Source organism: Amaricoccus sp. W119 (genome assembly GCF_047275745.1).
Classification (GTDB): Bacteria; Pseudomonadota; Alphaproteobacteria; order Rhodobacterales; family Rhodobacteraceae; genus Amaricoccus.
Genome location: NZ_JBKQWU010000027.1, coordinates 13,611 through 27,730 on the forward strand (window position 1 = coordinate 13,611; position 14,120 = coordinate 27,730).

General features: G+C 68.2%; 9 protein-coding genes. 6 read left to right on the plus strand and 3 right to left on the minus strand.

Annotation, left to right across the window (positions count from 1 at the left end; all coding sequences use genetic code 11):
- Window positions 1-68: 68 nt before the first annotated feature.
- Together ACLJK8_RS13880 and ACLJK8_RS13885 are read right to left on the minus strand one after the other, a co-directional pair.
- Window positions 69-1,253, minus strand: a complete 1,185-nt coding sequence (locus ACLJK8_RS13880; RefSeq protein WP_413150891.1) for a glycosyltransferase family 2 protein — start codon at window positions 1,251-1,253, stop codon at window positions 69-71.
- Window positions 1,250-1,972, minus strand: coding sequence for a class I SAM-dependent methyltransferase (locus ACLJK8_RS13885; protein ID WP_413150892.1), 723 nt, complete (start codon window positions 1,970-1,972; stop codon window positions 1,250-1,252). Before ACLJK8_RS13885 ends, ACLJK8_RS13880 begins: the two co-directional genes overlap by 4 nt.
- A gap of 158 nt (window positions 1,973-2,130) precedes the next feature.
- On the opposite strand from ACLJK8_RS13885, the gene ACLJK8_RS13890 reads away from it, so the two are divergent.
- The 6 genes from ACLJK8_RS13890 (at window position 2,131) to ACLJK8_RS13915 (ending at window position 13,614) form a co-directional block, all read left to right on the plus strand.
- Window positions 2,131-4,104, plus strand: coding sequence for a polysaccharide pyruvyl transferase family protein (locus ACLJK8_RS13890; RefSeq protein ID WP_413150893.1), 1,974 nt, complete (start codon window positions 2,131-2,133; stop codon window positions 4,102-4,104).
- A 191-nt stretch (window positions 4,105-4,295) separates the two neighbouring features.
- Window positions 4,296-5,468 (plus strand): MalY/PatB family protein, encoded by a 1,173-nt coding sequence (locus tag ACLJK8_RS13895; RefSeq protein WP_413150894.1) that lies wholly within the window; start codon window positions 4,296-4,298, stop codon window positions 5,466-5,468.
- 133 nt (window positions 5,469-5,601) lie between these two features.
- Window positions 5,602-6,576: an HpcH/HpaI aldolase/citrate lyase family protein gene (locus ACLJK8_RS13900; protein WP_413150895.1), complete on the plus strand. Its 975-nt coding sequence runs from the start codon at window positions 5,602-5,604 to the stop codon at window positions 6,574-6,576.
- Window positions 6,577-6,957: 381 nt separating this feature from the next.
- Complete coding sequence (locus ACLJK8_RS13905) at window positions 6,958-8,310, plus strand: sigma-54-dependent transcriptional regulator (protein WP_413150921.1); 1,353 nt, start codon at window positions 6,958-6,960, stop codon at window positions 8,308-8,310.
- Window positions 8,311-8,605: 295 nt separating this feature from the next.
- Entirely contained in the window at window positions 8,606-10,177 is a 1,572-nt protein-coding gene (locus ACLJK8_RS13910; RefSeq protein WP_413150896.1) for an argininosuccinate lyase, read from the plus strand.
- Window positions 10,178-10,338: 161 nt separating this feature from the next.
- Window positions 10,339-13,614: a cadherin domain-containing protein gene (locus ACLJK8_RS13915; RefSeq protein ID WP_413150897.1), complete on the plus strand. Its 3,276-nt coding sequence runs from the start codon at window positions 10,339-10,341 to the stop codon at window positions 13,612-13,614.
- A gap of 63 nt (window positions 13,615-13,677) precedes the next feature.
- On the opposite strand, the gene ACLJK8_RS13920 is transcribed toward ACLJK8_RS13915, so the two are convergent.
- On the minus strand, window positions 13,678-14,106 hold the full coding sequence (locus ACLJK8_RS13920; RefSeq protein ID WP_413150899.1) for a Fur family transcriptional regulator: 429 nt from the start codon (window positions 14,104-14,106) through the stop codon (window positions 13,678-13,680).
- Window positions 14,107-14,120 lie beyond the last annotated feature (14 nt).

A 14,120-nucleotide genomic window follows, 5' to 3' on the forward strand; every position in this document is an offset into this window, starting at 1 on the left:
GGCCCCGGTCGGATTCGAATGGGTCGGATTCGCACGCGTCGGGCCCGCGGGCGTCGAGCCTTCTCCCGTCAGGCCTTCACCCGTCCGGGCGCGGCGAGCGAGATCAGCCCGGAATCGGCACGCGCGATCAGCAGATGCTCGGTCGGGAACCATGGGCCGGCGAGCGGCCGGATCAGGAACCACCGGGCACCGGCGAGAAACCAGTCGCGGATCAGGGATTGCCGCGGCGCCTCGCCCAGTTCGGAGCGCAGGATCTCGCCGCCGCCCGCGTCGACGACGATGCCCTCGGCCCGCGTGCCCCCGGCGAGCTCGATCCTGATCGCCCCGTCCTCGAGACGCCAGAGCCGCGGCCGGGCTCTGGCGAAGGGATCGTCCGCGGGGATGTCGAACACCGGCCCGGGAGCCAGCGTCCGGGGCGTCTCCACCGGCCGGATTCCGTTCGCCAGCGCCACGCCGAGCTTGTGGGCGAGAAAGGCTTCGGGGTCGATGTGATTGCTTCTGAGGATCGCCGCGTTCTTGGCCACGACGCACCGGTTGGACGCCTTGCCCTCCGCGCCGTAGTTCTCGCTGCTCCGGAAGTAATGCACGAGCGGCGTGCCATCGCACTCGAAGCCCGCGCATTCGCGATCCGCGCCGCCGGGGTTCATGAACTTGCCGCCCTGCGCGGTGAAGCGCAGCGCGAAATCGAAATCCTCCGCCCGGTTCAACGCGTCGTCGAACCCGATGCGCAGGAAGGTCTCGCGCGGCCCGAACACCGTCTGGAGCTGGATATGCCGGCGGGTGTGCAGGGCCACGATATCGCCGATCGCAAGGACCGCACCCGGTCGGATGTGGCGCGCGCCGCCCGTCACCGGATCGCGGCGCAGATAGTCGCAGGTGAGCAGTAGCTGACCCGCGGGATGCTCGCCCGCGAGCCGGGCGTAATCCGCGGCCTGCGTCGCGAGCTTCTCCGGCGCCCACAGGTCATCCGCGTCGAACCAGGCGACGAGATCGCCCCGCGCCGCGCCGAGCGCGAGATTGCGCGCGGCGCCCCGGCCGCGGTTCTCGGCGAAGCGCGCATAGGTCAGGGCGACCCCGCCCGCCGCGCACCGCGGCCGCGACCGCTCCACCCGGGCGGCGAGATCGTCGTCGGACCCGTCATCGGCCACGACGATCTCGTCCGGAAGCAGCGTCTGTTCCAGAACGTTGTCGATGGCCTGCCCGATCACCTCGGCGCAGCGATAGGCCGGGATCAGGACGCTGATCCCGGTCATGCCGCGAGGAATCCGATCCGGTTCTGGATGCAGGCGGCGAAGGCGCGGTCGCCGCGCGCGAGGATCATCTCCCATGCCCGCTGGCTGCTGGGCGTCGAGCGCACATCGTCGATCATGATGACGCCGCCCGGCCGCATCCAGCCGAGCAGCGACTTGTAGTCGCGCAGGACCGTGTCGGCGTCGTGTTTGGAATCGAGAAAGCACAGATCCACGCTCGCCATCGGGGTGAGATGGCGGTGGAAATTGGCGAAATCGTCCTGGCGCACCTCCGCCGTCGGCAGGACACGCCGGATCGACTCCTCCGCCACCGGGGCATATTCGCCGATCTCGAAGCTCAGGAAGCGCCCGGTCCGCGTCAGCGATGTCCCGGCGGCGAGATACATGCCCGAGATGCCGAGGCCCGCGCCCGCTTCCAGCGTGAGGCGGGGGCGCAACTCGACCGAGATCGAATAGAGAACCCGCCCGTAGCGGCGCGGCAGCGAGATCGTCTTCGGCGTGACGAAGGCCTCGCCAGCGTGGGCGTTGGTGCCCTCGTAGCTGCTGTGCAGCGTGAAGGGCGACAGCCCGCCCAGCTCGCGCCGCCGGACCTCGATCAGATCGAGAACGGGATTGCGCAGCTTCCGGTCCACCAGCCGGCGCAGCCGCTCGACCGACCAGCTGTCGGAACGCGCTGTCTCGCAGTCGATGACCAGGGGTTCGCGGGCCGCCGCGTCGGCCATTTTCGTTCCCTTGCCCGATCCTCGTGTGCTAGGAAGCCGCTCAGGGCGTCCGGGGGTAGTCCGAAATTCAGGATGGTCCATTGGGATCTCGCTCGTGTCACCGTGTCGCGGTGTCGCGTTCCCGAGTTTCCATGCGGTTTCGAGCGGTGAAGCACAAGATGTTCAAAAGCACAAAGACGCGAATTCTCTCCGATCGCGACCACGGCGGAGATGCGATTGTCGTCAGCTTCTATGGCGGAGATCCCTATTACGAGCGTTGCGCGACCCGGCTCGCCGAGCAGTGCGAGGCGCTCGGCATCTCCCATGACATCTGCGAATACATTCCCGCCGATGCCGAGGGCTGGATCAACATCTGCAGGAAGAAGATCGACTTCTATACCGGCAAGTCGGAGCAGTATGACCGTCCCGTGGTGTGGGTGGATGTCGACTCGAAGATCATCGCGGACCCTCGGCCGGTGCTTCGCTCGAACGCCGATCTCGGCGCCTTCCTGCGCAACTTCAAATATCTCGTGGGCTTCGACCCGTTGCGCTACTCCCGGCTGCTTCATCCGGGATACATCCTGCTCGGACGCTCGGAACGCGCGCGCGCCTTCATCGGGACGCTGCGCGAGGTGGACCGGACCGGCGATCCGGCCGGGACCGACGACTATGTGCTGCAGGAGGCGCTGCTCGGCCACGCGCACAACCTCAGCATCGAGCTCTTCCCGCCGAGCTACATCGTTTCCTCCAACGAGTCGCGGAACCGGGCCGAGGCGATCTTCCAGCACGGCGACAGCGGCAACGTCGGTCTCAACGTCGCGGCCGCCACGCAGCACGAGGCGGTTCTGCTCACGCCCGAACGGCGCAAGCGGGTGTTCCTCGATACCGCCGAGGGGCATCTGCGGGAGAAGCGCCCGCGCGACGCCGAGCCGCTGCTGCGCGAGCTCCTGCGCCTTGATCCGGGCGATGCCACGATCGTCGTCAGGCTCCTCAAGCTTTACGCCAAGCTCGGATGGGAGAAGAAGCACGCGGCGCTGATCAGGCGGTCGGCCGCGAAGCCCGAACTGGCGCGCGCCGTGCTGCGCCACCGCTACGAGGTGGCGGCGGGCAAGGAGGATCTCGATCTCGCCGCCGAACTCGCGCGCGAGATGGAGGCTCTGGGCGAGACCGCCGGGAACCCTGCCGACAACGCGGCCGACAGGGCGTTCGTCCAGAGCCGCCAGTTCCGCCTGAGCTTCGACGAGGAAGCGCGCGCCCGCGGGATCGAGGATGCCGAGCGCGTTGCGATGTGGTGGTGGGAGCGGCCCTTCCCCGGCAACCTCGGCGACATGATCAACCCCTGGCTGGTCGGGAAGCTGACCGGAATCCCCCCGAAGTTCGCCGCGCGCGGCGAGCGGGTGATCGCGATCGGCTCGATCATCCGCTTCGCCAGGGCCGGCGACAAGGTCTGGGGCGCCGGCTGCCCCTCGGCCGATCAGGTCATCGAGCCGGAGGCCGTGTTCCACGCCGTCCGGGGTCCGCTCACCCGGCGCATGGTGCTCGACGCCGGAGGCGAATGTCCGCCCGTTTATGGCGACCCCGCCTGGCTGCTGCCGCTGGTCCATCCCGACCGCGGCCTTCCGCGCACGTCGCGTGTCGGGCTGATCCGGCATTTCACCCATCGCGACCGTCCGATGGAACTCGGCGAGGGCGTGCGCGAGATCGAGATCGTCCGGAACGGCCGCGCCGGCATCGAAGCCTTCCTCGACGAGATGCTGGACTGCGAGGCGATCGTTTCCACCTCGCTGCACGGTCTCATCATCGCCAACGCCTACGGCATCCCCGCCCGGCTCGCGACCTTCGACGATGGCGACCGGCAGATCCATGGCGACGGGACGAAGTTCGAGGATTATTTCCTCAGCATCGGGCTGCGCGAGGTGGCGCCGCTGAACCTCGCGACGATCGGCAGGCTGGACGCCGGGCTCGCCGCGGCCTGCGACGACAACCCGGTCCAGCGGATCGACCTTCAGGCCCTGCTCGACGCGGCGCCCTTCCCGATCCTGCCCGAGGTTCATGAGGAACTGAAACGGCTCCGCGCGGGGGCGACGACCTGGGGCCGCATCGCCGGCCTGACCCGGCGCGCGCTCGGCGCGGCACGGTCCTCGCGCGGCTGAGCTCCAGAGCCGGACGCCGGTCCGAACTCAGGTCCGAACTCAGGTCCGAACTCGGGCCAGAACTCGGGCCAGAACTCGAGAACGAACGCCCGCGGGCCCGCCCGGCGCTCCGGCACGCGCGCGCCGGGGCCTTGCGCCCGATGGATCGCTGGTCAAGATGGCGCACGGCAAGCCGAAGGAGTTGTGAGCCCATGTTCGATTTCGACGAGATCATCGACCGACGCGGCACGCATTGCTCGAAATGGGACATGATGCAGCCGATCTTCGACGTCCCGGCCGAGGACGGCATCGCGATGTGGGTCGCGGACATGGACTTCCGCCCGCCGCCCGCGGTGACCGACACGCTCCGCGCCGCGATCGATCATGGCGTCTTCGGCTATTTCGGCGATGATCGGGCCTATCGCGCCGCGATCCAGGGCTGGATGGCCCGGCGCCACGGCTGGGAGGTCGATCCCGACTGGATCGCCACCTCGCATGGCCTCGTGGCGGGCGTGGCGCTCTGCCTGCGGGCCTATACCGAGAGGGGCGACGGGGTGATCCTGTTCACGCCCGTCTACCATGCCTTCGCGCGGATCATCAAAGCCAACGACCGCGTGGTGGTCGAGAGCCCGCTCGTGGAGCGCGACGGCCGCTACGAAATGGACCTCGACGCGCTGGCGGCGAGGCTCACGGGCCGGGAGAAGATCGTGATCCACTGCTCGCCGCACAATCCGGGCGGGCGGATCTGGGACCCCGAGGAGACCCGCGCGCTGGCGGAATTCTGCGCGGCGCATGACCTGCTGCTCGTCTCGGACGAGATCCATCACGACCTGATCCTGCCCGGCAACCGCCACACCGTCGCGCCGCTCGCGGCGCCCGGACACGCCGAGCGGCTGGTGATGCTGACGGCGCCGAGCAAGACCTTCAATCTCGCGGGCGGCATGACCGGCAATGTCATCATCTCCGACCCGGGCCTCAAGGAACGTTTCCACAAGGCGCAGGCGGCGGCGGGCTCCTCCCCGAACCGCTTCGGGATCGCGATGGCGACGGCGGCCTACGCGCATGGCGACGCCTGGTGCGACGCGGTTTGCGACTATATCGCCGGGAACGCGCGCATTTTCGACGAGGGGATCGCAGCCATTCCGGGTTCGAAATCGATGAAGCTCGCGGCGACCTATCTCGCCTGGGTCGATTTCAGGGCGCTCGGCATGGACGAGGACGAGTTGAAGGCCCGGGTCCGGGGCCGGGCCCGGATCGCCGCGAACGACGGGCCGACCTTCGGCGCGGGCGGCGAGGGCTTTCTGCGCTTCAACCTCGCGACGCCGCGGTCGCGGGTGATCGAGGCCGTCGGCCGGCTTCGGGAGGCCTTCGCCGACGTTCAGTGACGCCCCGGAACGGGTCGCGCGCGCGGGTCTTGTCCAAAAGGATACCGGCACGTTCGGATGCGTTGACGCCTCCGGACCCGGCATTTACTACCCGGACGAAAGATTGTTGCGTGATCACCGAAAGGACCCGTGCATGAGCTTCACGATTCCCCCAAGCCCGCCCGCCCGTCCGAATCGCTGCCAGCTGTTCGGTCCCGGCTCGCGGCCGGAGCTCTTCGAGAAACTCGCGGCTTCCGAGGCCGATGTGATCAACATCGACCTCGAGGACAGCGTCTCGCCCAATGACAAGGCGGCGGCCCGCGCCAATACCGTCAAGGCGATCAACGAGATTGACTGGGGCAAGAAGACGCTCTCGGTCCGCATCAACGGGCTCGACACCGAATTCTGGTATCGCGATGTCGTCGATCTCGTCGAGCAGACCAACGGCCGGCTCGATCTCATCATGATCCCGAAGGCCGGTGTCGCCGCGGACCTCTACGCGGTGGACGCGCTGGTCTCCTCCATCGAGCTTGCGAAGAAGAGCGAGAAGAAGATCGGCTTCGAGGCGATCATCGAGACCGCCCTCGGCTTCTCCAACGTCCATGCGATCGCCGCCGCCAGCAAGCGGCTCCAGTCGCTCCATCTCGGCGCGGCCGATTTCGCCGCCTCGATGGGCATGCAGACGACCGGGATCGGCGGCACGCAGGACGGGTATTACGTGCTGCCGCCCAAGGATTCGGACGGCGACCGCGCGCCGGCCTTCGGCGACGCCTGGCATTCGGTGGTGTCGGCGATCGTCGCCGCCTGCCGCTCGAACGGCGTGCTCCCGGTCGAAGGGCCGTTCGGCGACTTCTCCGACGACGACGGCTTCATCGCCCAGGCCCGCCGCGTGGCGACCCTCGGCATGGTCGGCAAATGGGCGATCCATCCGAAGCAGGTCGCGCTCGCCAACTCGGTCTTCACGCCCTCCGAAAAGCAGGTGACCGAGGCCCGCGAGATCCTGAAGGCGATGGAAGAAGCCACGAAGAGCGGTCAGGGCGCGACCACCTACAAGGGCCGCCTGATCGACATCGCCTCGATCAAGCAGGCCGAGGTGATCGTGAAACAGGCCGAGATGATGGGCGCCTGAGGCACCGGCCCGGCCGACCGTCGGCCGGGCTCTTTCCGAGCCGAACCCCCGAGCCCCGCGGTGAGGTTCGAAGCGCACCAGACTCTGTCCGTCGCCGGGGCGCCCCGGGCGGCGCCACGTTGCGAGGGCGCCACCCCCAAGACGCCCCCCAACCTGCCCCCCGCTGCCCGCCTCCGCGGGAGTGCCTCCGTCAACCTCGCGCGGACAGACGTTGCGGCCGACCCTCCGACGCGCAACTCTGGGAGCGGAACCGCGGGAGCCGGCCATTGACCCCGCTCGGCCCCGAGATTTCCGGCGATCACAGGGGGCGCTGCGCGGACGCCGGGACCGGCGGCGGCGGTATCGAGCTTCGCCGGGCGGAGGAGGCGACGCGGCATGGGCATGAACGGTCGGATTCTGCTGATGGATGACGACGACGACATCCGGCTCGCCCTGACACAGGCGCTGGATCTGGCCGGCTTCACGGTCGAGGACTTCTCCGACGCGCGATCCGCGCTCGATCTGGTCAGCTTCGGCTTCCCCGGTATCATCGTCACCGACATCCGGATGCCGGGGCTGGACGGGTTGAGCCTGATGAACCGGGTGGCCGAGATCGACGCCGAGATCCCGGTTGTCCTCATCACCGGTCATGGCGACGTGCAGCTCGCCGTGCGGGCGATGCGGGAAGGCGCCCATGATTTCCTGGAGAAGCCGTTCCAGACCGAACAGCTGATCGAAACCGCGGCCCGTGCCATGGAGTTCCGGCGGGTCCTCCTCGAGAACCGCGTGCTGCGCGCCGCCGCCGGTCAGGCAGACGATCTCGAACAGCGGCTGATCGGACGGTCGAGCGTGATGGTCGACCTGCGCCGCAGGATGCGGACCATCGGTCCGACCGATGCCGATGTGCTGATCGTCGGCGAGACCGGGGTCGGCAAGGAGGTCGTCGCCCGCGCGCTGCATGGCCTGTCGCCCCGGGCGTCGAGACCCTTCATCTCGATCGACTGCGCCGCCCTGCCCGCCAGCCTGATCGAATCCGAACTGTTCGGGCATGAGGCCGGCGCCTTCGCGGGCGCGATGCGCGAACGCTACGGCAAGCTGGAACACGCCCGCGGCGGCACGATCCTGCTCGACGGGATCGGGTCGCTTCCCCTGGATGTGCAGGGCAAGTTCCTGCGCGTCGTGGAGAATCGTGTCGTCACGCGGCTCGGATCGCATGACGAGCGGCCGCTCGACGTGCGGTTCATGGCGACCTCCCGCGCGGCCCTGGAGCCCGAGGTCGCCGCCGGGCGTTTCCGGGCCGATCTGCTCTATCGGCTGAACGTGGTGACGCTGGCGGTGCCGCCGCTCTCGGAACGGCGCGAGGACATTCCCCTGCTCTTCACGAGGCTGCTGAGGGAAGCCGCGGGCCGCTATCGCTGCGAGCCGCCGACACTGTCGCCGCGGCTTCTCGGCGAGATCAACGCCCGTCCGTGGCCGGGCAATGTCCGCGAGTTGCGTAACGCGGCGGATCGTTACGCGATCGGCGTCGCGCTGCAACCCGCGGGCGGCCAGGGCGAGGAACCGGTGCGCCTCGCCGATCAGGTCTCCGAATTCGAGAGGAACGTCATCGCCGGCGCGCTCATGGCGCATGGGGGCAAGCTGAAGCCGGTCTACGAATCGCTCGGTCTGTCGCGCAAGTCGCTCTACGAGAAGCTGCGGAAATACGGGATCGACAAGAGCCAGTTCGGCACAGACGAGGATAACACCGGCGATTGATGTGGCCCGATCGGTACACGCGTCGCAGCCGATGTTACCATTTCCACCCATTCCCGCGCCGCGCCGCCGGTTTTCCCGACGGTTCGGTACCCGCGCGTCTTGCGACAATCACGCCGGGGCTGTTTCTACATGGCATCCCACGGGCATCCGACCCGCGGTTTCGCGCTTCTCGGCCCGCCGTGCCGAGGCGATCCGGTCGACAAGCGCTGGGGACACCAGCCCCGGATCACCCCGGCCCCGGATCACCTGGCCCGGATGACCCCGGCGGTCCGCGATCACTCTGGGAGGAGACAAGATGACCATGCACCAATCCCACCCGCGACCGGCCCGCCTCCCGCGGAGACCCGCGCCGCGCCTTGCCAGCCTCGCGATCGCGGGCGCGCTGATCTGTCAGGCCGGCCTCGCCGCCGCCCAGGCGCCCGAGCCTGTACCCGGTCCCGTACCCGAGCGCGACGAGTTCTTCTGGCTGGGCCAGATCAACAAGGCGACCACGCTGATCAACAGTGAGGAAGGGTTGCTCAGCCCGGAACTGGCCCCGAAGATCGCGAGCGCGCTCGAGACCGTCATCGAGAACGGGAACGCGCCCGATGCCGAGCGGCCGGGCACCGTCATCACCTTCGAGCCGCTCCTGATCGAGGAAGGCGGCGTCGAGGTGACGCTGATCCATGCCGGCCGGTCGAGCCAGGACATGCATGCCACCTACCGCGCCGCGATCCTGCGCGACGAACTCCTGTCGCTCGCGGATCAGCTCAACACGACGACCGGGACGCTGGTCGAGCTGGCCGGGCAGCATGTCGACACCATCGTGCCCAACTACACCAACGGCGTGGCGGCGCAGCCCAACAGCTACGCGCACTACCTGCTGGGCCATGCCGCCGGGCTCGACCGCGACGCCCAGCGCATCCGCGAGGCCTATGCCCGGATCGACCGGTCGGCCATGGGCACCACCGTGCTGAACGGCACGGGCTGGCCTCTCAACCGGCAGCGGATGGCCGACTATCTCGGCTTCGCGGCGGTGGTGGACAACGCCTATGACGCCTCGCAGATCTCCTCGATGGATCAACCAGTCGAGGTCGCCTCCATCGTCACCTCGATCGCGCTCCACACCGGCAATTTCGTCGAGGACGTGATGACCCAATATGCCCAGAGCCGGCCTTGGATCCTGCTGGAGGAAGGCGGCGACAACACCTATGTCTCCTCGGCCATGCCGCAGAAGCGCAATCCGGGCATCCTGAATTCGGCCCGGAGCGATGCCTCGAAGGCGGTGACGCTCGCCATGGGGCCGGTCCTGCAAACCCACAACATCACCCCGGGGATGAGCGATCCGAAGGATGTCGAGGACAATTCCGCCGTCGTCGCCGCCGGGATCGACACGCTGTCGCGGCTCGACCGGGTGCTGAAGGCGCTTCGGATCAATCCCGAACGGGCGCTGGAGGAGCTGAACAGCGACTGGACCGCCTCGCAGGAGGTCGCCGACATCCTGATGCGCGATCACGGGCTGCCGTTCCGCGAAGGTCATCACGTCGCCTCCGAGATCGTCAGCCACGCCCGCGCCGAAGGCATCGGCCCGCTCGACTTCCCCTACGCGGAGGCCCGGCGCATCTATGCCGAGACCGTCGCGGGAACGGATCATCCGAAGGAACTGCCGCTCAGCGAGGAACAGTTCCGCGCCGCGCTCGATCCGGTCGCCATCGTGCGGAACCGGGCGACCTCGGGAGGGCCGCAGCCCGCCGAAGTCGAGCGGATGCTCGGCGAAGCCCGCGACCGGATCGCCGCGCGGGATGCATGGATCGCCGAGCGGCGCGGCCATATCGACGCATCGCTCGCCAAGCTGGACACGGAGTTCGGCGCGCTTCTTGGCAATTGAAGCCCAGGCGATCATCAGCCACAAGTTGAACTGCTGTGCTCGGATGATGCGTTCAGGCGAGCACGCGAACTGACCAGCCGCACGACCCGGCGCGAACCGCCGGTGCCTGAACTGGACCGCCATCAACGGCGGCCCAGCGCCAACGAACATGCGAGGAAACCATGCCCGACAACACGATCGAGATGAATTCGACCGCCTCCATCCTCTTCGTGGGGAACAGCTTCACCTTCGGCCGGGTCGATCCGGTCATGAGCTACAACACCGAGAACGTCAGGGACCTGACCGCGCCGGTGCCCGGCACGAGTTTCGAGGACACCACCGGTAGCAACGTCTTCGAGCCGCATCCCTGGGGCGGCGTTCCCGGCATCTTCGAGGTCTTCACCGATCAGGTCGGGCTCGACTACGACGTGGCGATCTCCACGCGCAACGCCGCCTCGCTGCAGGGCCACTATCTCAACAGCAGCCCCGCCGGCTGGGATCTGCGCGGCAATGTGGCGAGCCAGTCCTGGGACACGCTGATCCTGCAGGACAACAGTTCCCGGCCGCTCCCCTCCGGCAGCGGAACCATCACCTTCGCGCCGGGCGAGACGGTCGCGCGGCTGATCCTCGACCCGACGGCGGATGCGAAGCTGGAGACCGACGAGACCGTCAGCGTGACGCTCGCCGAGGGCGCGGGCTACCGCGTCGGAACCACGGGCGAGATCATCGGCACGATTCTCGACGACGACGAATCCACCCCGGTGATCGACCCGTCGCTTCCGACCGTGACGCTGGCCGCCTCGCCGTCCGCGGTGCAGGAGGACGGGTCGGAGAACCTCGTCTACACCTTCACCCGCACCGGACCGACCGCGGAGCCGCTGACGATCGATTTCCTCGCGGATCGCGACGGGAGCACCGCCCCCTCGGTCAACACCTCGACGGGTGATTTCGAGAACTTCGTCAGCCAGTTCCGAACCAGCTTCACCGCCAACGGCGCGCAGACCGAAGGCAACCTCAGCTTCACCAGCGGCGGAGGCTCGGTCGTCATCCCGGCGGGCGCCAGCAGCGCGACCTTCACGCTGGAGCCGCGCGCGGACACCGATATCGAGAGCGACGAGGCCATGCGGCTGACGCTCGCCGACAATGACGCCTACAATGTCGGCACACCCGGGCCGATCAGCGCGACGATCCAGAATGACGATCTCGAGCCCGGCACGGACCCCTCGGTGTCGAGCGTCAGCCTCGGCCTGTCCTCGGCCACGGTCTATGAGGACGGTGACGGCAATCTGGTCTATGAATTCCAGCGGACGGGTTCGGCGGCCGACGCGCTGACGGTCGGCTTCGAGGTGGGCGGAACCGGGACCCTTCCCTCGGAGGATTTCAGCGTCGCGGGGGCGGAGAGCTTCACCACCGGCGGCGCGGAGAACCCGGATCTCGAAGCCTTCAACATCTACGCCGTCAAGCTCGCGGAATATGCGACCAGCGGCGCGGCGGATGGCGAGATTCCGGCCAATCCGAACGCCAACGCCGCGACCGACGTGTTCCTCTATGAAACCTGGGCCCGCCCCAACCTCGTCGTTGGCGCGCGCGAAGCCTCGACGGATGAGGAAACCGGCGATGTGACGACCTACGAGACGCACGCGCCGGAATACTACCTCTCGCTCGAGGACATGACCGACGATCTGCGCGACGCCTATCGTGGACTCGCGGAGGCCAATCCGATCTTCGAAGGCGTCGCGCCGGTCGGGGAAGCCTTCATGCTGGCGGTGCAGCGGGGCGTGGCGACGCGCGATCCCTATGCCTCCGACGCGGGAACCGATGGCAGGGTCGATCTCTGGTGGGACGATAATCTTCATGCGAGCAAGTACGGCTCCTACCTGAGCGGGCTGACGCTCTTCGGGACCATCACCGGGGTCGACCCGCGCGCGCTCGGCGCCGGCGACAGGGCGGCGTCCGATCTCGGCATCACCGAGGCCGAGGCCACCGCGCTGCAGGAGATCGCGGCCGCGACGCTCGGCCTGTCGCTCGACGCGCACTGGACGGCGCCCGGGCAGGTCACCGAAGTCGAGGGCGGCGCCGGCCTGCTCGCGACGGCGGGCGCCTTCGGCTTCTCGGATTCCGACACCGCCGAGAGCCATACCGTCGAGGTGACCCCGCTGACGCCGGACGCGCTCGGCGCGCTCAGCGCCGAGATCCACACCGATTCCACCGGCGACGGCACCGGCGGCGCGGTCAACTGGATCTATACCGTCGAGAACGCCGCCTCGGCTGTGCTCGCACCCGGAGAAACCCGCGTGGAGCGCTTCCTCCTGACGGTGACGGACGGCGGCGGCGACTCCTCCACGCGCGAGATCGAGGTGACGCTGAACGGCACCTCGGACGGCCCGCCGACGGTGACCTCGGGTGGCGGCGCCGACAGCGTGACGATCAGCGTTCCGGAGGGCGAGACCGAGGTGACGACGGTCGTCGCCACCGATCCGGAAGGTGCCGCGCCCACCTATTCGATCGCCGGCGGCGCCGACGCGGATGCCTTCGCGATCGACGCGGTGACCGGCGCGCTGAGCTTCAACGAGGCGCCCGACTACGAGCAGCCGACCGACGCCGGCGGCGACAATGTCTACGACGTGGTCGTCCAGGCGAGCGATGGGAACGCCGCCGACACGCAGTCGATCAGCGTCGAGGTGACCGACGAAGCCGACAGCACGATCATCGGGCAGCCTGGGCAGGCGGTCGTCTCCGGCACGCCGGGCAACGATACGATCATCATCGGTGCCACCAATCTCACCGTATCCGCGGGCGCTGGGGACGACACGATCAGCCTCCTGCCGGGCGTCGCCGCACGCGGCCGTTCTCTGGACGGCGGAGCGGGAACCGATACGGTCGACCTCTCGGCGACGGCGTCCGACAATACGATCGACCTGCTGGCCGGAAGGATCTCGGGTTCGGAGATCGGCCGGGCTTCGCTGAACTCGATCGAAAACGCGATCGGCGGCTCCGGCGACGACAGGATCAAGGGCGATCAGGGCGCGAACGCGCTTACCGGCGACGAAGGAGACGATCGTCTCGACGGACACCATGGCGCGGACAGTCTCGACGGTGGTGCCGGCGATGACCTGCTGTCCGGCGGGCAAGGCGACGATTCCCTCTCCGGGGGACAAGGCGCCGACACGATCCGCGGTGATCAGGGCGACGACCTGATCCGCGGGCTGGGTGACGGCGACCGTCTCGACGGTGGTCAGGGAGCGGACACCTTCGTCTTCACCGACGAGTTGTCCAACGGCGAGGCGAGCGAACTGTACGTTCTGGGCTATGACTCGGTCGACACGATCGAAATCGACGATGCGAGCATCACCTCCGTGACCGAGGACGCGGGCGCCATCCGCGTCGAGATCGGCGACGACGCGGATATTCTCGTCTTCCAGGGCGTGAGCAGCTTCGACGATCTGCAGTTCGCCTGATCACGGGTGGCCGATACGTCCTTCGGGGCGTGTCGGCCCCGCCTCGCAGGCACCGACGACGGATCAGCCCTTGATCTTGCGGCCGTAGATCTCCAGCCGGTGGTGGACGATCTCGTAGCCGAGCTTGGCCGCGATCTCCTCCTGCAGCGCCTCGATCATCGGATTGGCGAATTCGAAAACCTGCCCGGTGTCGAGATCAATGAGGTGATCGTGGTGGCCGCCCTCGCGGGCCTGTTCGAAACGGGCGGGGCCGCCGGCGAAGGCGTGCCGCTCGATCGCCCCGCTCTCCTCCAGCGCCTTCATCGTGCGGTAGACCGTCGCGAGCGAGATGCGGTTGTTGATCGCCACCGCTCGCTCGAAGATCTGCGCCGCGTCGGGATGACCTTCGGTCTGGTCCAGCACTTCCAGGATCACCCGCCGCGGCTTGGTGATCCTGAGCCCCGCGTCGCGCAGGACCGCCTCGTATTTGGCCTGTTTCACCGAGGGTTTCATGGGCCGGAACAATA

Bases quoted from the DNA above. Each gene is read 5' to 3' on its own strand.
- ACLJK8_RS13880 (WP_413150891.1), bottom strand. From the start codon at position 1,253: ATGACCGGGATCAGCGTCCTGATCCCGGCCTATCGCTGCGCCGAGGTG.
- ACLJK8_RS13885 (WP_413150892.1), bottom strand. From the start codon at position 1,972: ATGGCCGACGCGGCGGCCCGCGAACCCCTGGTCATCGACTGCGAGACA.
- ACLJK8_RS13890 (WP_413150893.1), top strand. From the start codon at position 2,131: ATGTTCAAAAGCACAAAGACGCGAATTCTCTCCGATCGCGACCACGGC.
- ACLJK8_RS13895 (WP_413150894.1), top strand. From the start codon at position 4,296: ATGTTCGATTTCGACGAGATCATCGACCGACGCGGCACGCATTGCTCG.
- ACLJK8_RS13900 (WP_413150895.1), top strand. From the start codon at position 5,602: ATGAGCTTCACGATTCCCCCAAGCCCGCCCGCCCGTCCGAATCGCTGC.
- ACLJK8_RS13905 (WP_413150921.1), top strand. From the start codon at position 6,958: ATGAACGGTCGGATTCTGCTGATGGATGACGACGACGACATCCGGCTC.
- ACLJK8_RS13910 (WP_413150896.1), top strand. From the start codon at position 8,606: ATGACCATGCACCAATCCCACCCGCGACCGGCCCGCCTCCCGCGGAGA.
- ACLJK8_RS13915 (WP_413150897.1), top strand. From the start codon at position 10,339: ATGCCCGACAACACGATCGAGATGAATTCGACCGCCTCCATCCTCTTC.
- ACLJK8_RS13920 (WP_413150899.1), bottom strand. From the start codon at position 14,106: ATGAAACCCTCGGTGAAACAGGCCAAATACGAGGCGGTCCTGCGCGAC.